The 19550-nt window shown below is 29.7% G+C and carries 16 protein-coding genes; 4 read left to right on the top strand and 12 right to left on the bottom strand.

The features are described 5' to 3' along the window. The coding region (locus ACIQ66_RS10525; RefSeq protein WP_396212757.1) for a response regulator at nt 1-224 on the bottom strand (224 nt) is incomplete at its 3' end. A 182-nt stretch (nt 225-406) separates the two neighbouring features. Between ACIQ66_RS10525 and ACIQ66_RS10520 the strand changes: the two genes are divergently transcribed. The 4 genes from ACIQ66_RS10520 to ACIQ66_RS10505 all read left to right on the top strand — a co-directional run bounded on the left by ACIQ66_RS10520 (nt 407) and on the right by ACIQ66_RS10505 (nt 8678). After that, nucleotides 407-3496 (top strand): hypothetical protein, encoded by a 3090-nt coding sequence (locus ACIQ66_RS10520; RefSeq protein WP_396212756.1) that lies wholly within the window; start codon nt 407-409, stop codon nt 3494-3496. After that, entirely contained in the window at nt 3496-4731 is a 1236-nt protein-coding gene (locus ACIQ66_RS10515; RefSeq protein ID WP_396212755.1) for a hypothetical protein, read from the top strand. The genes ACIQ66_RS10520 and ACIQ66_RS10515 overlap by 1 nt, the downstream gene beginning before the upstream one ends. Continuing rightward, the gene (locus tag ACIQ66_RS10510) at nt 4715-6268 is read left to right on the top strand and encodes a glycoside hydrolase family 2 TIM barrel-domain containing protein (RefSeq protein ID WP_396212754.1); all 1554 of its coding nucleotides are present in this window, start codon (nt 4715-4717) and stop codon (nt 6266-6268) included. Before ACIQ66_RS10515 ends, ACIQ66_RS10510 begins: the two co-directional genes overlap by 17 nt. Nucleotides 6269-6683: 415 nt before the next feature. Beyond that, nucleotides 6684-8678 carry a hypothetical protein gene (locus tag ACIQ66_RS10505; protein WP_396212753.1) on the top strand — a complete coding sequence of 665 codons (1995 nt, stop codon included), beginning with the start codon at nt 6684-6686 and terminating at the stop codon, nt 8676-8678. Here the strand turns inward: ACIQ66_RS10505 and ACIQ66_RS10500 are convergent. The 11 genes from ACIQ66_RS10500 to ACIQ66_RS10450 form a co-directional block, all read right to left on the bottom strand. Further along, a complete protein-coding gene (locus ACIQ66_RS10500) occupies nt 8673-9386 on the bottom strand; it encodes a LytR/AlgR family response regulator transcription factor (protein ID WP_396212752.1) in 714 nt (237 codons plus the stop codon). The two genes, ACIQ66_RS10505 and ACIQ66_RS10500, sit on opposite strands and share 6 nt — an antisense overlap. 15 nt (nt 9387-9401) lie before the next feature. Further along, the gene (locus tag ACIQ66_RS10495) at nt 9402-9719 is read right to left on the bottom strand and encodes an Hpt domain-containing protein (protein WP_396212751.1); all 318 of its coding nucleotides are present in this window, start codon (nt 9717-9719) and stop codon (nt 9402-9404) included. Then, on the bottom strand, nt 9719-10981 hold the full coding sequence (locus tag ACIQ66_RS10490; protein ID WP_396212750.1) for an ATP-binding protein: 1263 nt from the start codon (nt 10979-10981) through the stop codon (nt 9719-9721). Before ACIQ66_RS10490 ends, ACIQ66_RS10495 begins: the two co-directional genes overlap by 1 nt. A gap of 37 nt (nt 10982-11018) precedes the next feature. Then, a complete protein-coding gene (locus ACIQ66_RS10485) occupies nt 11019-12041 on the bottom strand; it encodes an ATP-binding protein (protein WP_396212749.1) in 1023 nt (340 codons plus the stop codon). Further along, nucleotides 12041-13174: an FIST signal transduction protein gene (locus tag ACIQ66_RS10480; RefSeq protein WP_396212748.1), complete on the bottom strand. Its 1134-nt coding sequence runs from the start codon at nt 13172-13174 to the stop codon at nt 12041-12043. The genes ACIQ66_RS10485 and ACIQ66_RS10480 overlap by 1 nt, the downstream gene beginning before the upstream one ends. Further along, a complete protein-coding gene (locus ACIQ66_RS10475) occupies nt 13174-15795 on the bottom strand; it encodes a PAS domain S-box protein (RefSeq protein WP_396212747.1) in 2622 nt (873 codons plus the stop codon). The genes ACIQ66_RS10480 and ACIQ66_RS10475 overlap by 1 nt, the downstream gene beginning before the upstream one ends. A 1-nt stretch (nt 15796) precedes the next feature. After that, a complete protein-coding gene (locus ACIQ66_RS10470; protein ID WP_396212746.1) occupies nt 15797-16339 on the bottom strand; it encodes a heme NO-binding domain-containing protein in 543 nt (180 codons plus the stop codon). Nucleotide 16340: 1 nt separating this feature from the next. Further along, on the bottom strand, nt 16341-16754 hold the full coding sequence (locus tag ACIQ66_RS10465) for a response regulator (RefSeq protein ID WP_396212745.1): 414 nt from the start codon (nt 16752-16754) through the stop codon (nt 16341-16343). A 122-nt stretch (nt 16755-16876) separates the two neighbouring features. Continuing rightward, on the bottom strand, nt 16877-17242 hold the full coding sequence (locus tag ACIQ66_RS10460) for an MmcQ/YjbR family DNA-binding protein (protein ID WP_396212744.1): 366 nt from the start codon (nt 17240-17242) through the stop codon (nt 16877-16879). 6 nt (nt 17243-17248) lie between these two features. Continuing rightward, nucleotides 17249-18583: a T9SS type A sorting domain-containing protein gene (locus ACIQ66_RS10455; RefSeq protein ID WP_396212743.1), complete on the bottom strand. Its 1335-nt coding sequence runs from the start codon at nt 18581-18583 to the stop codon at nt 17249-17251. Nucleotides 18584-18606: 23 nt separating this feature from the next. After that, on the bottom strand, nt 18607-19359 hold the full coding sequence (locus ACIQ66_RS10450) for a cyclase family protein (protein WP_396212742.1): 753 nt from the start codon (nt 19357-19359) through the stop codon (nt 18607-18609). Nucleotides 19360-19550 lie beyond the last annotated feature (191 nt).

The raw sequence follows: 19550 nt of genomic DNA, 5'->3' as shown, positions 1-19550 counted from the left end.
CCCGAACTTTTACCTTCTATATCCCCATGGTTATCTGCGCTTAATTTACCTTCATAAACTGGCAGATTAATATCGGAAATAACTAAATCTGGAGCATAAGTATCATATTTTACAATAGCATCATTTACATTATTTGAAGTGATTACATCATAACCTAAATCGGCTAAACATTTTTCTAACGAAAACAAAACTAATTCTTGGTCGTCTACAATTAATATTTTCATTTTTTTATGTCTTTTATTGTTATTGTTCGCATCAAAAGTATACTGAAATTTCAATTACAATTTATTTTTTAGACCAAAGAATAAATAAGTGTCGACGAATGGTTTTTTTCTGTAGATATATAATACTCAACAATATGATGTTTATTACTATATTTACATCATCAAGAAAGCACTTATAGTTTGTGAGAGAAAAGTCGAATAAATATTTACTAACTGCATTATTAATTGGATTGGTTTTCCATGGAAGTGCTATTTTCTTTACTTTAGAAAATACGTATGATGCTTTAATCCATTTATTCTTTGGTAATCATTATGCTACAAGTTGGTTTGAACCATGGAATTACAGTTGGTACACGGGCTTTACCGTTATGGGTTATCCGCCATTAGTGCACCAATGTATTGGATTGTTGTCGTTTATTGGTGGATTAAAATTTGGATTATTTACCGTTGCCATACTTACTATTCTTCTTTTTATTACAGGTGTTTTTCGATTTTCGGTTTTAATTACAGGCAATCGAAATGTAGCTGGATTTGCTGCTTTGGTAGCCGTTTTTTCTTCTTCATTTGTTGAATCACTTCATGTTTTTGGTCAATTGCCTAGTATTGTTGGAATTTCTATTTTGATGCACGCGTTGCCAGAAATTTATCTTTGGATAAAAACTGGACGAAAAAAATATTTTTTCACTTCTATTTCATTAATTGCTGTAACCGTTTGTTCGCATCATGTTACGCCTATATTCGGAATGATTTTCTTTATTTTTCCGTTAATTGGAATGGTGGTTTTGGATGTTGCTAGAGAAAAAGTGAATTCATACAAAGAAGTAAACCTTAAATTATTTTTTCAAACAACATTTTTGTTAGTAAAAAGAATCATAGCTTTTGGATTTACATCTGTTTTTTTAATTGTTTTTTGTATTTTTCCGTATTGGATTAATTCTAAAAACAATCCAATAACACAAGTGCCAATTCCACATGGAAGTCGTGATAATTTTCTAGAAGTAACTACATCCGGGTTAATGTTCTTTGTTATTCCTTGGGGAATTTTATTGTTTTTATTACCTTATATATTTTATCGATATTACAGCAAACGCTATATTTTCTTTGGATTATCGTTGACATTATTAACCATTTTAGGAACTGGTGGAACTACTCCTATTCCGTTAAAAATTTTAGGTTCAAACGCATTTAATATTTTAACACTCGACCGATTTACACTTTGGGCTGCCATAATGAGTTTACCCATGTTTGGCGAATTTGTATATCGATTAGTGAGAGGCGATTTACGAACTAACCTGCAAGAACGATTTGGTTCTGTTTATTACAAAATTATTTCTGGTTTGTTTGTAGGTTCGTTTTTGTTTATAGCAATTTTTACCATAACATTAGGTTATTTTCGTCCGTTTCAACCTCAAAAAATCAATACGTTACCTATTCTAAATTTCATAAACCAAGACCAACACGATCAATGGCGCTATTTGCCTTTGGGTTTTGGTGATCAAATGGCTACTTTATCGTACCAAACCAAAGCATTAACGGTTGATGGAAATTACCATTCGGCTCGACGATTGCCCGAACTAACATCTAGAGCTGTTGAACGTCTGGAAAATTCAAAATTTAAAGGCATGGAAGGTATTGGCTCACTGCAACAATTTTTAACGGTTCCAGAAAAATATAATCTTAAATATGTTTTTTCTAACGATAAATTCTACGATCCAATTTTATATTTCTGTGGCTGGCATCGATTAACACAATTGGAAAACGGAATCATGGTTTGGGAAAAAATAAATGTTCCGCCATTATCCAAAATTCTTCCTTTTGAAGAAGTGCCTTTGTATCAAAAATTGATGTGGGGAATTATTCCGTTATTATCGGTGATTATCGCTTTTATTTTGAATATTCAGATGTTATTATATCAAGCTTTAAAGCTGAAACCAATTACCCAACCCGATTTTTTCAAATTTACTGTTGCTTATAAAAAATTTCCAGGAAAGCTAGTTACGATACTTCATATTTGGACTGCAATGGTATTGTTATGCATCTTTTATTTTGTCTATCAATTTTATATTAACAATTCGTCACAATTAAGCCCAAAAAATATTGTAAAAGCTTATTATGATGCGATTGATCTTAAAGAATTTGAAAAAGCACATTCCTATTTAGATCCTAAAGGAAACAAATCGTTATCGCAATTTATGCTGGAAACAGCGGTGCAAGATGGCATTTTAAATTCGTATGCCAAAATGGATGCGATTGCTATTCAAATTGTAAAGCAAACCGAAAATTCAGCCAAAATTATTGCTAAAACCAAATGGGTGACGCCTTTGGAAATCATTGAAAAAAACTATACACATGAAGTTATTAAAGAAAAAGGCAAATGGTATATTGTTCCAAATAAAATAGATTTGGATATTCCGCCAGATCAATTTCTTGCCAATAACGTAACCGAATATTTCAAACACGGAAGACGAGCCGTTTCCACAAAAATGACTTATCACGATGATGTTTTGAAACAACCTGTTTTAGAAATTTTATCGGCAAAACTAATTCAATACAATAAACAATATATCATAATTGGTGAAGTTCAAAATGTTGACAATACTCCTGCCGATGTAGTTTTAAAAGCTACTTTATATAATAGAAACGATAAGATATTAGCTTCATTCAATTCGAAATACGAAATCAAGCATAAATTAATGCCTAAAGAAATTACCAGTTTTAAAGTTAATTTTGAGGACATTGCTTGGATAAAAAACACTGATATAAAGTCAAAAACATTCAACCCGAACGAATTTTCTTCAATAGAAATTAAAGAAAAACCTGTGTCATTTGACATTCATTGTGAAGGAAATGTTACAATAAACGATTTATATACACAAGTAGCACTTTCCGATTTTGCTATCGAAAACAATCACATAAAAGGAACTTTGTTTAATTTTGGAATTCAAGAAATTACGATTCCTGAAATTTTAGTTTCATATTATAATGACAAGAAAGAACTAATATATGTTGATCATTTCTTTATGCGTGAGGGCATTCGTGTGCAACGCAAAAATTATTTTGATTATAAATTACTAAACTTAACGCATTGCAAAATACTAAAATCATCGTTAGAAAAATGTTTTGTAAATGGCATGGACAATGCGTTAATATCGAAAGCAGTTGTCCCAAATCGTAAACCTAATCAAAACAACGAGCAATTGCAAAAAGTAAAAGGCAACGGATTTGATTACATAAAAATCGAAATAAATAATTATATAGGAAACCCAAGATAATGAAAAAAACGATTTATATATTGTTTTTACTAAGTGCATTGCTCCTTTTGGCATTCAAAACTACATTGGTTTCTGATAAAAAAGTTTTGTTTGAATTGGTTTCTAAAACTAAGACTTTTATCGCTGGAAACACTATTGAACTGGAATTTCATTCTAAATATAAAAATAAAAAACCGCAACTTTTCATCATTCATTCCTACGGAAAAACAGTACTTGATGCAACAATTGAAAAAGGAAATTACATTTTTAAAATTCCTAAAAATTATTGTAAAAAAACAGGTGAAGTTTCATGGTTTTTAATCCATAATGATAAAACAAGAAATTTAGGGACTTTTGAAATTATTCCCAATGATGCAACCAAAACGATTATCGAAAATTATCTTGGTCCACGAACCATTTTAGCAGGCGGAATTGAATTCACAGAGATGGTGACCGTTCCAACCGATAGTTATGACAATCCAAAAAAGGAAAATACCGATGTAATTTTAAAGTATCAATTTTTGGAAAATAGTACAAATCTTAATCTAAAAACGAAAGACTTTGTTGCATGGCACAATATTTTTTCTCCAATAAAATCAGGAAAATTATTAGTTTCTACCGAATGTGACAACATTGCTACCAAAGAAATTGAAACCGAAATCTATCCCAATATTGCTACCGATTTTACAATAGATTACAAAAGAAATTACGAGTTTGCCGATGGAAATCAGATTACGTATTTTACAACTTCTTGCATAAAAGATCAATATGAAAATGTAGTTAGCGATGGAACTTTGGTTTCGTTCATAATCAAAACTAAAAACAATTTGGTATTGAAAACTTTTGGAACAACGATAAACGGAATTGCTTCATCTCAAATTTTGCATCCCGATCATCAAGAAAGCTATTTGGTTAAAGGATTTGTAACTGGAATTGCCGAAAGTAATACTTTAACGATTAATTACAAACCAATTATTTCAACATTTAATTATTCTTTTTCAAACAAAAATAGAACACTAACTGTTGGACCAATAAAAAGTTTTATGAATCAATTGGTTCCTGACGGAATTAAGGTGGTTGTTTCTGTTTTTAATAAAAATAAATTAGTGACTACTTTACAAGAAGACACTTCAAAAGGATTGGCAATTTTCAAATTTTCGGAAGATTTTTATAAAGAAAAAAACTATCGTTTTGAAATCAAAACATTAGGAATTACCAAACAAACAAAAACCCTAAATTATGAGTTTAATAAATAATAAAAATACGATTCGAACAGTCTTGATTAGCTTATTTATTTTACTAAATGTACTATTGCTTTTTGGATTGAGCAGCATTTTAGAATATTTGAATTCTGGTGCCGATAGAACTACGATGTTGCATTTGGAAAAAGAAACTGTAACTACTTATTTGCCAAAAGTTATTTGGGAAGAATTGAATAATTCGGGCAGAGAAATGGATCCCTATAATTTAAAATCAATTGAAAAAGACTATTTATTTTCATGGTACATCAAAAATAAATCATTAGAAAACAATAAAAAAAAAGGAATAGCAGATTATTACACACAAAATGCTCGAGTGAATTTGTACAAAAGCATTGATTATAATTTGAAAAACAAAATCACAATTGAAAGCACTACTTTAAAACACAATCCGAAATTAGAATTTTACAGTGAAGATGGACAACAAGTAGTTTTTACCGATAAAAATGTCATCGAATTTCAAAAAGTTTTTAAAGACAAAAAATTAATTTCAGAAGTTCAAGACACAGCGACTTACAAAGTTATGATGCTTTTGGAAGATGGCTTTTGGCGGATTCGTCACTTTCAGAAAATGAAACCAGAACCATATGATAAGGATACTTTAAAAGTCAATCCAGAATTTAAAGTTGTTGGTAAAAAGATAAAATACAACCATACCGATTTTACAATTAAAGGAATTAATTATTATCCTAAAAATTCACCTTGGGATACTTTTGGCGCCTTATTTAACAAAGATACAATTGCAAAAGATTTTGATATTATCAAAGAAGCAAGGTTAAATTCGGTTCGAATTTTTATTCAATACGACGATTTTGGTAAAGCTGCTATCAAACCCGAAAAACTAGTAAAGCTTAAAACTTTATTAGATTTGGCAGAAACAAAAAACTTAAAAGTGATAATAACTTTATTTGACTTTTACAGTGATTATTCGTTAGAAAGCTGGACGCTAACAAGTCGACATGCCGAAAAAATTGTTTCAACATTCAAAAATCATAAAGCTATTTTAGCTTGGGATATTAAAAACGAACCTAATTTAGATTTTGAAAATCGAGGCAAAAAAAATGTATTAAATTGGCTGCAACAGATGATGACTGTTATTAAAGAAAATGACCCCTATCATTTGGTTACAATTGGATGGTCAAATTCATATGAAGCCACCAATTTAGAAAATAAAGTAGATATTGTTTCCTATCATTTTTATAATGCCATTGAAAATTTTGAAACTGAATTTGAAATAGTAGATAAATCTACAAAAAAACCTGTTGTTATTCAGGAATTTGGAGTACCATCCTACAGAGGTTTATGGAATTGGAAGGGAACAACTATATATAAACAAGCCAAATACCATAAAAAAATGCAGGAATTATTTAAAAAGAACAATCTTGCATTTATGTCATGGACTTTATATGATTTTTCTGTTATTCCAAATCAAGTAGCAGGAAAATGGCCTTGGCAAAAAAATAGACAGAAAAAATTTGGTTTCATTGATGAAAAAGGAAAAACAAAACCTGCCTTTTTATACCTATCTAACTAAAATATTTTCCATTTTTTTCATTTCAATTTCTTTGAATTTTTGAAGATACATTTCAATAATTTTATCCATTTAAAATGCGTGAGCTACTACATAATTAAAGCTAAAAAAGAGCTATTTTGAAGAAAAATATTTGATAGGCTTGTAAATAGCACTAGTAAAGGATTATAAGAATAAACAGATAGTAAGATAATTTTTATTTTTTGTTCTTTATTTCTTTTTTCTGAAGCAAATTTTTAACGTTTAGCCAAGAGTCATCGCTATTATTTCGACGAATGGTAAGTTGCTGTAGATGAAATATCAAAGGTTTATGACTAACTTGCACTCATTAATAATTACCTATTCACGAATGATATTATTTAAAAAAATAACACTTCTTTTTATTTTTACTTATAGTTTTATAGGTCAAGCACAAAACATGAGTGAAGGCTTCTCTAATCTTGAAAAAGGCGAATTTGATAAAGCCGAAGTTTTCTTTACTACTATATTAAACGAGTACCCTCAAAACAAAACAGCGCAACTTTGTTATGCTCGTGCAGTTGGGTTGAACAAACAACCTGAAAAAGCTCTAGTATTATTTACAAGATTAAAAAGTAACTATCCAGATGATTTAGAAATAAAATTGAATTATACCGAATCGTTGCTTTGGAATAAAAAGTTTGATGATGCAAAAATCTATTACACTACGTTAGTTAGTGAAAATCCAACCAACTTTGTAGCGCATCTTGGTCTTGCCAATACGTTATCCAATTTAAAACAGTTTAACAATGCATTGTCATACATAAATAAAGCTTTGGAACTATCTCCAGCAAATGGCGGAGCTTTGATTTCTAGAAAGTACATCAAATTAGGTTCTGCAAATGAGATGATTTTTGCAAAAAAGTACACTGAAGCCGAAAATTTTTACAATGAAATTCTAACCGATTTTCCAAATGATAAAGAAACGTTATTGAATAAAGCCAATTTGTATTTGATTACTAAAAATAGTGTAAAAGGAAGAGAAACCTATAATTTAGTCTCTACATCAGATCCTATTTTAGCATTAAACGGTTTATCATTAGTAGAACATATTGCTGGAAAAGAAAGCAAAGCGCTTGAAATTTCTGAAAAAGCAATGGCAAAAATTGGCGAAACCAAAGATGAAAAACTAATCAAACAAACGCAAGAGCGCTATATCCAAGCACTTATTTGGAACAAAAAATACAAATTAGCTTCCACTAAAATTACAGAATTAAACCGCCTTTATACAAACGAAAATTGGCTATTAGCGCTTTCAGCAACATTGGCTATTTATAAAAGTGATTTTAAAGACAGTATTAGATATTACGAAAATATTTTGGTAAACGATTCCAAATCATTCGATGGAAATCTTGGTGTTGCAAATGCTTATAATGCTTCAGGAGAAATTGATAACGCATACAAAGCCGTTTATAAAACATTAGAGATCTTCAAAAATCAGAATGATTCGATGAATTTCTTAAAAAAATTAAATGAAGAACACACTCCAGCCCTTGAAGAAAAAATGAGTTATTCGTATGATAACGGAAATAATACAGCAATTACTTCTAGAACATTAATAACGTTTCCACTTTCTACAAAATGGTCAATGAATACTACGTATCAATATAGAAAAACTGAAAATTCAGTTACCAATGTAAGTGCAAATGCCAATGATTTCTTGGTCGGTGCTTTGTATAAATTTCATCCAAAAATTAGTTTTTATGTTGATGGTGGAATTACTTCAGCTAGCTCAACAATAGCAAGTTATACATCATTATTATTTAACTCTTATTTTAAGATGAAACCAATGAAATTGCAAGATTTAGAAATTGGTTACAAACGTGATTTGCAAAATTTCAACACCGATTTAATCGACAAGCAAATTGCTGCAAACAACTATTATTTCAATTATAATATTGGTTCAAACTTTAAATTGGGTTGGTTTACGCAATATTTTTATACAACTCAATCAGATAATAATACTAGAAATTTATTATTTACCTCTTTGTATTATAGCTTTTTATCGAAACCTATTTTAAAAGGTGGTTTCAATTACCAATTCATTTCGTTTAAAGACCAATTGCCAACGGTATATTTTAGTCCGAGTCAATTTAATGCATATGAAGTTTTTGTGGAATTATTAAAAGATGAGAAAATAACTGAAAATAATTCTCTTTTTTACAATGTAAATTTAGCTACAGGATTTCAATATATTGAAAAATTAGATAAACAATCAACCTATAGAATTCAGGCTAAATTGGGTTATAAATTTTCCGACCGTTTTTTGGTTAACCTATACGGATTAAAAAGTAATATTGCTTCGGCAGCTGCTTCAGGATTTACTTATAGCGAATTTGGATTTCGTTTGAATTGGTTATTCTTAAGTAAACCGATATTTAAAACTAATTTATAATAAATTCAATCGTTTCATCAATTCAGGACGATTGGCGCGACTTACCGGAATAACATCTTTGGCAATAAGTACCGAATTGTCTTCAATATCGATGATTTTTTTGGTGTTTATAATGTAAGAGCGATGTACTTTTAGAAATAAATCTTTAGGCAATTTATCTTCTATTTTCTTTAAAGTAGAGTGAACAACGTAGTTTATAGAATCGGTTTTTATGTGAATATAATCGCCTTTGGCTTCAACAACAGTTACCAAGTCGAATTCGATTTTAATTAAACGTCTGTCAATATTTACATAGAATTCTTTGCTAGTATCGTCTGCATTTAACTTAACTTCTTTAGACGCATTTGAACTAGAAATTTGAGCTGCATTTACTTTAACAATAGCTTTTTGAAAACGTACTTCGGTAATAGGTTTTACTAAATAATCAACTATACTTTCGTATTCAAAAGCTTCGATGGCAAAGTTTTTATCGGAAGTTACTAAAATAACTTTTGGTGGACTTTTTATGGTTTGAATAAAATCAAATCCAGTAAAATCGGGCATATGAATGTCTAAAAATATCAAATCAACATGATTTTGATTCAAATATTTAATGGCCTGCATGGCATTTGAAAATTCTTTAACTAAATTTAATCCTTTATGGTTAGAAATCATTTGAGCTATAATTGCTCTTGCCATTTCTTCATCATCTATAATAATGCAGTTCATACGCCAAAAAAAAGTTTATAACGTATCTACAAAATCTTGCATCATTTTTAAAATAGATTCAAATTCAGATTGAAGTTTTGTAGATTGTTCTTTTAAATTTCCTTCAAATTCTTCGGCAATATAGTAACTTTTTTCTAGACCTAGTATAGAAACTTTATGTTTTAGTTTGTGAACAATTTCCCCGGCTAATTTCAAGTTTTTAGTTTGAATATGATTTTGATACAAAGCTACTTCTTCAGGTAATTCTTTTTTTAAAATTCCTATAATTTTAGCTTTAAATTCTTCATTATCGCCAGATAACTGATTGATGTAGTTTAAATTTGGTTTCTCCATTATTTTTTTGGTAATATAAAATAAAACGTGGTTCCTATTGCTTCTTGGCTTTCTAGCCAAATTTTACCGCCATATAAATCGATTATTTTTTTCACGATTGAAAGCCCTATTCCAGAAGATTGATCATTATTTTCTAATTTAGAAAACAAATCAAATATTTTGGATTGATAGCGTTCATTAATTCCGATTCCGTTATCTTTTATATAAAATTCGATTTCATTTTCGTTCTCGTTACTTCCAATTTCAACAAATCCATTTTCTTTATCATTGAATTTGATTGAATTTTGAATTAAATTTTGAAACAATTGTTTGAATCTGAAATCGTTTCCATACACTTTTGGCATTTCATTTTTGAAAACTATTTCTATATGATTTGGCACATGAATAGTCCTAATAACCTCATCTATTAAAATAGTCAACTCTATAGTTCTATCTTCATTTTCTAGCTTGTCAATAGTAGAATAAACTAAAATACCTTTGATTAGTAAATCCATTTTTTCAACAATTGACAAAATAAAATCGAGTGATTGTTTATTTTTTTTATCTAATATTTCGGCATTATCTTCTTTGAACCAACTAATTAAAGTATTTATACTTCGCAAAGGCGCTTTTAAATCGTGAGAAACCACGTGTGCGTATTCATTCAACGCTTGATTTTTCTTTTCTAGATTTTGTAATAGAATTTCTTTTTTTTCTTCTTGCTCATTTATTCGTTCTTCGTTTTCTTTTCGTTGTATAACATTTACAAGCATGTTAGCAAAAACAAAGAGAATATTTTTTTCGTTTTCAGAGTAATCAAATAATTTTTTAACCGAATCAAAACCAACAAAACCAATGAGTTCTCCTGTTTTAATCATTGGAATTGCTATTAAACTTTGTATTCCTTGTGGTTCTAGAATTGCTTTTAATCCAAATTCACCATCATCTGGCAACTTACTTAAATCTTGAATATAAAAAGCTTCATTTTTTTTATGCGCTTCTAGCCATTGAGGAATATATTCTACTGGAATATTTTGCAAATTTTGTATTTCTGGCTCAATTCCAGGAGCGCACCATTCGTGTGTGTTGTTTGTAGTATTATCTGTTAAATTATAAGAAAAAATATAACTTCTATCCGCCTCAACAAATTCACCCATTTTTTGCAACGAATTATTAATCAATCCATCAATATTCTGTAAATCTGCATTGATATATTCTGTAGATATACTAATTAATAGTTGTTGCAATCGCAATTGTTGATTAATAATTTGATCTTTATCCATTTTTAATTAGAATTACTCTTTAATTATTTAAAAGAAGTTACTTTACTATGGTAAAATAAAACGTGGTTCCTATTGCTTCTTGGCTTTCTAGCCAAATTTTACCGCCATATAAATCGATTATTTTTTTCACGATTGAAAGCCCTATTCCAGAAGATTGATCATTATTTTCTAATTTAGAAAACAAATCAAATATTTTGGATTGATAGCGTTCATTAATTCCGATTCCGTTATCTTTTATATAAAATTCGATTTCATTTTCGTTCTCGTTACTTCCAATTTCAACAAATCCATTTTCTTTATCATTGAATTTGATTGAATTTTGAATTAAATTTTGAAACAATTGTTTGAATCTGAAATCGTTTCCATATACTTTTGGCATTTCATTTTTGAAAACTATTTCTATATGATTTGGCACATGAATAGTTCTAACAACCTCATCTATTAAAATAGTCAACTCTATAGTTCTATCTTCTGTTTCTAGCTTGTCAATAGTAGAATAAACTAAAATACCTTTGATTAGTAAATCCATTTTTTCAACAATTGACAAAATAAAATCGAGTGATTGTTTATTTTTTTCATCTAATATTTCGGCATTATCTTCTTTGAACCAACTAATTAAAGAATCTATACTTCGCAAAGGTGCTTTTAAATCGTGTGAAACAACATGTGCATAATCATTCAGTGCTTGATTTTGCTTTTCTAAATTTTGGAGTAATTCTTCACGTTGTTTATTGATTCTTACAATTTCTAACGATTGCTCTTTTATATAATCGGAAGAGTTTAATAGCGTTGAATTAGCTAAAAAATTATTTTCTAAATTCATCGAATTTAGAATATTTTCTAAATTTATATTAATTTCTTTTAAACTTTTGGCTTCATCTCTTAGCTTTTGATTGGCCTCAAATAACTCGTCGGAACTAATCTTCATAGCCCGTTGCAATAAGAAAATTTGACTTTCAAAGTTGTTGTAAGAATCGTCTACGGCATTAAAAAATTGATCGATATCGTTCAACCCATTCTTTAATTTTTTTTCAATTTGTCGTTTTAAAAGTGTATTCATTATTCGCTTATCAAAGTTAAAGTCATGGTTTGATTGTGTAATTCGCAAGAAGAATTTCCGTTAAATGGCGCCATTTCTCCGTAGGAGTAAAATCCTGCGATTGGAATATTTTCGCCAATTACTTCTCTTACTTGTTCAATTTCTTCTTCAACTCTTTGGTTCATGACCAATTTACGACCAACACAACTTACAATTAGTGCTATTTGAGGTGGATTTTTACGGTTTTTCATGGCAATTTCGGCTGCGTGTTGTGCGCCATCAGCAATGCCATCAATGGAAGCCATCATTAATTGCACTCTCGAATTAACAGGAATATCACCAGCTAAAACCATAGAATTATTTTCATTATTGATGCTTAAAATAGTTCGAACAACAGGTTCATTTTTCCCTTTTGGAGTGACATTTAATGGATATAATAACGATGCTTGCGGCAATTCGTTTGCTTTCTCACCAAGGTATTTTTTGTATAAATCTAAAGCAGGAATACCATCAATTTCAATGAGAATGTTGGCTTTAGAACTTGTAATTTTTCGTTCTGGACCAAACGGAACCCAACCTCCAAAACTAGCAAAAGAAATATCTAAAGTTTCGCCATAAAACCCTATTAAGACCACTTCTCCTTCTTTAGGATTTTCTTTATACGATGCTACTGTTTTTTCAAATCGGGCATCATCGCCACACATTCCACCTGTTAGTGAAATTGAAGGATCTTTGTTAAATTCTAATCCATTTATTAACGAACTTCCGTTTACAAAACTGCCTTCTGAAACTACAAAAAGATGTTTTAAATTTTCTTTTGGTATTTCATTAAACAACGCTTTACCAAGTGGCTTTGTTTTTTTATCGTACTTTAAAATGTTGTCACTTTTTACAACAAAAGAACTTTTTTCAAATTCGATTGCCGTTACAGAAATGGAATTATCATTTACATTACAACAGATAATTTCACCTGAAGTAGAACCAAAAACGATGTGTTCATAAGGAAATTGGTTGCGAATATCGGCAATAATAGTTTCATTTTCTAACAAATAACGATTCGCGAAAACCAACACTAAAGGATTATTTAGCTCAATTTTTTCTTGTAAGAATTTCCATTCTTGATTTTCTAGTTTTGAGGCTTGAACTATTTTCATTAGAAAAGATTTTTTTTACTTAATTGTACGAAAAAAGTAGTTCCTTGTCCGATTTCGCTTTCTATCCAAATTTTACCATTGTAAGTATCAACGATTTTTTTAACGATTGAAAGTCCTAAGCCATTAGATTTTTCTGATTTTTCTAACGACTGAAATGTTTTAAATATATTTTCTTGATTTTCTTGCGCAATTCCTGAACCATTATCTTTAATTGAAAAAATGAAATGTTTAGGTTTTTCAGAACAACTTATTTCTACAATACCCATTGATTTATCGTTGTGATTTACAGCGTTACTAATGAGGTTTTGAAACAATTGTTGCGCTCTAAATCGATCTGCATAAATTATTGGCAAATTAGTAGTTATGGAAACTGAAATATGATTAGGAATATGAATAATATTAATGATGTTTTGGATGATTTCTTGAGTGTTTATCTTTTCGGAAACAACATCAACTTTGTCAATTTTTGCATAGGTTAAGATACCTTCAATTAAGTGATCCATTTTTTCGACTTTTCCTTCAATCATCGAAAGATATTGTGTTGTTTGCTCGTTAAGCTCTTTATCGTTATCTTCTTTAATCCAAGAAATTAACGAATGAATACTTCGTAAAGGCGATTTTAAATCGTGCGAAACAATGGCTGCGTAATCTTCAAGTTCTTTGTTGCTTTTTGCTAAACTTTTTACTAAAAACTCGCGCTGTTGTTCTAGTTCTTTTTTCTTAGTAACATTCTCTTCAATGGCGAAGAATTTTACAATTTCGCCATTTTTATTGTATAAAGCTTGACCTTGAATACTAACCCAATATTTTTCTCCGCTTTTAGAATAATTAATGCCCTCACAGTTAAAAGGCAATCCTTTAGAAATACTGTCTTTCATATAATTAACAGTTTCTGGATTGGTTTCTTCGCCTTGCAATAAGTGTCCGAGTTTTTTACCCAAAATCTCTTCTATTTGATAACCTGACATATCCAAAAAGCTTTTATTTACCCATTCAATTATACCATCAGCATCAGCAATTATAACTGCATTTATATTTTTTTCAGCAATTAATGACAATAAATAAAGTTGCTCTTCTTGTTCTTTTTGTTCGGTTATATCGAGGTGAATTCCTATAGAACCAATAACTTTTCCGTTGATATCATAATTGGGGGCACCACTAATTAACCAATGACGATTTTCCCCCAACTTATTAATCACTTTCACTTCATACGAATCGGTTTTACCTTCTTCACGAATGACTTCCTTGCTTTTAACTGTTATTTTACTGTAATTTGTTAGCAATAAATCAGATGCCTTTTTACCAATTAATTCATCAAAAGAGTAACCACTAATACCTGTAAAACTTTGATTCGCTAAGGTAATTATATCATTTTTATCAACTTCTAAAAGTCCGAGATTCATGTTAGCAATAATGCTTCTGTATTTTTCTTTTTCTGTATTTAGACTTTCGTCGTAGCGCTTTTTTAAAGAAATATCTTCAATCATAGTAAAAAATTGAAGCGCTTCTCCATTAGAATTTAAAATTGGTTGTCCTTTGGTTTTTGCCCAAAAGCTACTTCCATCTTTTCTTCCATGTATTAACTCAACATCAAAAGGTTGACCATTAAAAAATGAAACCGTCATTTTCTTTAGTTCGTCTCTATCTGTTTCTTCTATAACGCCAATTTCAGTTAGTTTTTTGCCAATAATTTCTTCTTTAGAGTATCCAGAATGTTTGACATAAGCATCGTTACACCAAAATATTTTTCCGTCTAGTTCAGTAAATACAATTCCGTTTTCATTAGAACTAGCAACTAATGATAGTCGGTTTAATTCTTCTTGCGCTTTTTTCTGTTCGGTAACATCTCTTCCATAAATATTGACATACCCTTCTTCTTTTAAACTTTTACAAACAAATGAAAAGTCTTTTCCATCGGTTTGTGTTTCAAAAATAAAGCGTTCTTTATCTAAGTCAATTTTGGTAATTATAAATTTAAAGAAATCTTCTATTTCATAATTAATTCCATCGAATACAAACGAAGAAAGTTTTTCGGCTACAGGATTTCTATTTAATAAATTTCCATTAGTGTCAATACGAATTAATGGATCAGGATTTTGAGTTGAAAAAAGCGCAATATCGTGGATTTCTCTATTGGCTTTTTTTAATTTATTTTTTTGATTGTTAATTGTAGTTAACAATTCTTTCAACTCTTTAGAAGTATTTTCTTGATTGTTTAATACGTGAAGTAAATCCAAAAGTGGATCATGCAAAGCAAAATCATGTAATGTTAGCTTTTTTTCGACTACTTCACTCATCGAATTAAACCAAGGTGAGCCAACAAACAATAACGAATTACCAACTAGTTCAAATTGTCCTCGAAGTGCTAATTCACTTTTTTTAGATTTAACAACAGTCAGTTGATTAGTGTTAAATACTAAATCTTTGAAAGTTGGATTTTCAAGTCTTGGTCTACTCACTTCAAAGCAGTCAATAAATGAAAATGAGTTTTGAATTTCGGGACAAATTTTGGCTATACTTTTTCCAAAACTTTTTATTTTTAGGGTAGTATCTATTAGAATAAAAAAAGGAAATAATCGATTGAAATTATCTTCACTAAATTTAAATTCTAATGCATTCATATTACCAATTTATTTTGAAAATTTCATGTGTGCTTCCTTCATCTCGGCTTTGAATTAATTCAAATGTAATCGGCGAATTAAACATTTTTCCTAATCCTTGAAGTAATCCGCGAACAAATTCTTGCAAGCCTTGCCTTTTAGAAAAATAATGCAAATTCAAACCGTGTTCTGTAATATCACTTACTTTAAACTCTGGTGGTGTTAATTTTGGATAAATTAGCATAACACGATTATGAAAGTTCGGTAAATTTACTAAAAAATCTTTTAAGTTGTCTCCTCCTGAATCCATTAATCCTGGATATTTTTCGGTTGTAGTTTTAATTACCCACCATTCTCCAAAAGCAATTAATACATCACCAACCGACATGTTCATTTCTTCAGAAACAGCAATGGCTAATTTAAAAGTCACATCATCATCATAAGGTTCGCTACTAATAAAAAAATCGATGTCAACACCGCTTCTTTCTTTAATTGCTTCCCATTTTTCTTCACCAAAATTGGCAATTACTAAATCTTCAATAGCTTTGTTTACTATTCCGTACATATTATTGCGAGATTAATTCGTTGGTGCTCCAATATTCGAGCATTTTTCTAATTCTTTCAACATAATCATCGTATTTTAATGGTTTTAAAACATAACCTGCAATACCAATTTTATAACACACTAATACATCTTTATGATTATTAGATGTTGTTAAAACAATAGCTGGAATGTATTTTAAATATTCATCTGCTTTTAGTATTTGTAAAAATTCGATACCGTTTATTTTTGGCATATTTAAATCTAAAATTATAATATCGGGACTAAATTCTTTATCTTTTAATATTGATAAAGCTTCTTCGCCATTATTAGCTATAATAATTTTATGATTCAAATTAAGTGTTTTTATAACTCGATTGAATTTCATTACTTCGATTGTATCATCTTCAATTAAAAGAATGTTTAATGAATTGGTCATCTTTAATTTTAAGTTTATTTGTCTAATTTCAAAACTAATTTAAACAATATCAATTTGCTTTTATTTTCGTTAGGCTAACTATAAGTGTAGATGAATGGCAAAAAAAGTATAGACGAATGACTTTAATTTTCGTTAATCTCAATTTGTACTTTTTTTGTCAAACTTTTAAAAACTAAATCATACGAATTATTAATTAGTTCACAAATCATTTTATCTGAAACATCTTTATTAAAATCGACTGAATTCCAATGAATCTTACTCATATGATAACCTGGACGAATTCCGTCATATTCGGCACGAAGTTCTTCTGCTTTTTCAGGATCACATTTCAAATTCATAGAAGGACTACCATCTTCAAACTTTTTTAATGATGTTAACGCAAACATTTTTTTACCAACTTTAAATACTAAAGTATCTTCATCAAACGGAAAATGTTCGGTAACACCTTTTTTAGAAAGGCAAAATTCATAAAGTTGTTGAATGTTCATAAAGCATTACTCTTTCAAAAGTTTAATGGTTTGAATCTCATTATTTGCTTTACAATTTAAATGATACAAGCCTTTATTTATAGAAGAAAAATCAATTTTTTGTATTTCTTTTCCTTTGAAAATTATTTTGCCCGAACTATCTATCAATTCATATTCTGAATTGGGAACTGAATTGTCAATAATTATTTTACTTGAAAATGGATTTGGGTAAACTTTTATTTTTGTGTCTAATGCTAATGCTACATCAGAAATGCCTAAAATATTTCCAACTACTACCGGAATTGTAATCGTATCACTAAAAGAAGCATTACTTGCCGTTAAGGTAACTTGATAAACACCGTTTGCACTAAAAACATGATTCGGGTTTTGTGAAGTACTCGTATTTAATACACCACTCGATGGATCGTCAAAATTCCAAGAATAGTTAATAGCATTTGTACTTAAATTTTGAAAAGTTACCTCATCACCAGCGTTGGGTGTAAGTGGAGCATATATAAAAAAGGCAGTAGTTTGAAAAGCTTGAAAATTGTCAAGATAATCAACACTAGTAGTAAACCAATTGCCATTTACATTACTTTGTGTTACCGTTAGTATAGGAACTTTTTTGGATGTATCCAACCATTTAAATTCTCTTGTTGTTCTAATTATTCTTGGCAATCCATTTCCTGCTAGTGAAATCGTGTCATTTTCAACTAAATTGGTTGTTATTCGTAAAGTATTTGAAAAAGTTCCAAATGGAGTTGTTACTGTTCCCCAGCCATCGACTGTATTTGTTCTTGTAAGCTGTCTATTTCTGTATAAAATTGTGGGTATTGTTGTCGTATATTCAGAATTACTAGTATGCATATTTCCATAGTTTATTGGAAATTGATAAATGATATCAGGACTAGAGTATTGATTTTGAACCGGAATTGTAATGCCATTATAACCCAGTTTGAAAGCCGAAGCAACTTGTCTTACATCGGTAGAACTTTTTTTGTAATAGTCATTTGCATCCGAAATTTCTATAGGTTGACCTGGAATATTCAAGCCGGTTGATATTCCGTTTGTAGAAGATAAGTTGGTATTGCCAGGAAAGTATATAAATGGAAACAAAAAAGGTGAATAGCCCGTTTGTGTTGGGTTTCTATATTGTAATTGAACTTGCGATGTTGCTACTAAGTTTTCAAAATTCCAATTAAAACTTGTTCCAGTACTTTCAAAATCTAAATTTAAATTGGTTGCCGAACTTATATAAAAACTGTCTCCAACCGAAGCGTAGTTAGCAGATGTATAGGTTACTTGAGCATTTGAATTTATTAATGCTACAAAAAGAAAAATTGTGAAGTATTTTTTTTTCATATTTTCAGTTTTACATAGTAGTATTACTTTATTATATATAAAATTGGTTTGCTAGGACTTGCATCGTTCTCAAACGAAGCTATTTGCAAATTAAGCAAATAATTTCCATCCTCAATATCATTTGACACAAAAATCATTTCGGTAATGGTGCAATTCAATCTTGCATCAGCGTTCAAATTGTTTACATTTTTCACATTCCAAAAGGCTTTGTGCGCCAACAATTTTCCTTCATCTTCTTCTCTATCAACGCTTGGTAAATCAATTAATAAATGTTGAATTCCAATTTCTCGTATAAAAATTGCCGCTTCTTCAGCTAAATAAGGCGGATTGGTTTTGGAATAATTGATGGATTTTTTACTCTGTAAATTAGGTAAAGTTCTTACAACTATTGCTTCAGGATTTTTACCATTTAATGCTTTCTCTATTTGATGTTTCGTAATTACTAAATCATCATTTATATTTTCTGGTTTGATTGAAACTAATTCGGCAGTAAAAAAAAACTGTTTCAAACATTGATTAATGCTGTAAAATTCACGGGTAATATGTCCGAGACATTCAGTATGCGTTCCGTGACCATGCGGATTGAAAAAAATATTGTTGAAATTGGTAGAGCTTCCTTCTGAAACTTTTCCAACCCAATCGCCAAACTTCACAGGTTCAATTTCAGGTTTTTCGATGTACCAAGCAATCGGATTTTTATCAGTATTAGATAATGGAATGGAAATATCAATTGGTTTTGATAAATCGATTTGGAAGTTGTTTATTGTTGCTTTCATATTTTAACCACGAAGACCACGAAGTTTTTACACAAAGTTCACTAAGATTTGTGTTCTTTGTGCCTTCTTTGTGTTCTTTGTGGTAAAATCAATCCCAAATTTACTAAAATTGAGTTAACTTAGATGTTATTTATTTTACTTTTAAAATTGAACCACGAAGACCACGAAGTTTTTACACGAAGTTCACTAAG

The organism is Flavobacterium sp. (genome assembly GCF_044377315.1).
Taxonomy (GTDB): domain Bacteria; phylum Bacteroidota; class Bacteroidia; order Flavobacteriales; family Flavobacteriaceae; genus Flavobacterium.
This window is presented reverse-complemented; position numbering and strand designations above follow the sequence as displayed.

What these genes read in the sequence shown, in the direction of transcription:
- ACIQ66_RS10465 (WP_396212745.1), bottom strand. Translation starts at nt 16,754, where the DNA reads ATGACCAATTCATTAAACATTCTTTTAATTGAAGATGATACAATCGAA.
- ACIQ66_RS10450 (WP_396212742.1), bottom strand. Translation starts at nt 19,359, where the DNA reads ATGAAAGCAACAATAAACAACTTCCAAATCGATTTATCAAAACCAATT.
- ACIQ66_RS10460 (WP_396212744.1), bottom strand. Translation starts at nt 17,242, where the DNA reads ATGAACATTCAACAACTTTATGAATTTTGCCTTTCTAAAAAAGGTGTT.
- ACIQ66_RS10490 (WP_396212750.1), bottom strand. Translation starts at nt 10,981, where the DNA reads ATGGATAAAGATCAAATTATTAATCAACAATTGCGATTGCAACAACTA.
- ACIQ66_RS10515 (WP_396212755.1), top strand. Translation starts at nt 3,496, where the DNA reads ATGAAAAAAACGATTTATATATTGTTTTTACTAAGTGCATTGCTCCTT.
- ACIQ66_RS10480 (WP_396212748.1), bottom strand. Translation starts at nt 13,174, where the DNA reads ATGAAAATAGTTCAAGCCTCAAAACTAGAAAATCAAGAATGGAAATTC.
- ACIQ66_RS10485 (WP_396212749.1), bottom strand. Translation starts at nt 12,041, where the DNA reads ATGAATACACTTTTAAAACGACAAATTGAAAAAAAATTAAAGAATGGG.
- ACIQ66_RS10505 (WP_396212753.1), top strand. Translation starts at nt 6,684, where the DNA reads ATGAGTGAAGGCTTCTCTAATCTTGAAAAAGGCGAATTTGATAAAGCC.
- ACIQ66_RS10510 (WP_396212754.1), top strand. Translation starts at nt 4,715, where the DNA reads ATGAGTTTAATAAATAATAAAAATACGATTCGAACAGTCTTGATTAGC.
- ACIQ66_RS10475 (WP_396212747.1), bottom strand. Translation starts at nt 15,795, where the DNA reads ATGAATGCATTAGAATTTAAATTTAGTGAAGATAATTTCAATCGATTA.
- ACIQ66_RS10455 (WP_396212743.1), bottom strand. Translation starts at nt 18,583, where the DNA reads ATGAAAAAAAAATACTTCACAATTTTTCTTTTTGTAGCATTAATAAAT.
- ACIQ66_RS10470 (WP_396212746.1), bottom strand. Translation starts at nt 16,339, where the DNA reads ATGTACGGAATAGTAAACAAAGCTATTGAAGATTTAGTAATTGCCAAT.
- ACIQ66_RS10500 (WP_396212752.1), bottom strand. Translation starts at nt 9,386, where the DNA reads ATGAACTGCATTATTATAGATGATGAAGAAATGGCAAGAGCAATTATA.
- ACIQ66_RS10495 (WP_396212751.1), bottom strand. Translation starts at nt 9,719, where the DNA reads ATGGAGAAACCAAATTTAAACTACATCAATCAGTTATCTGGCGATAAT.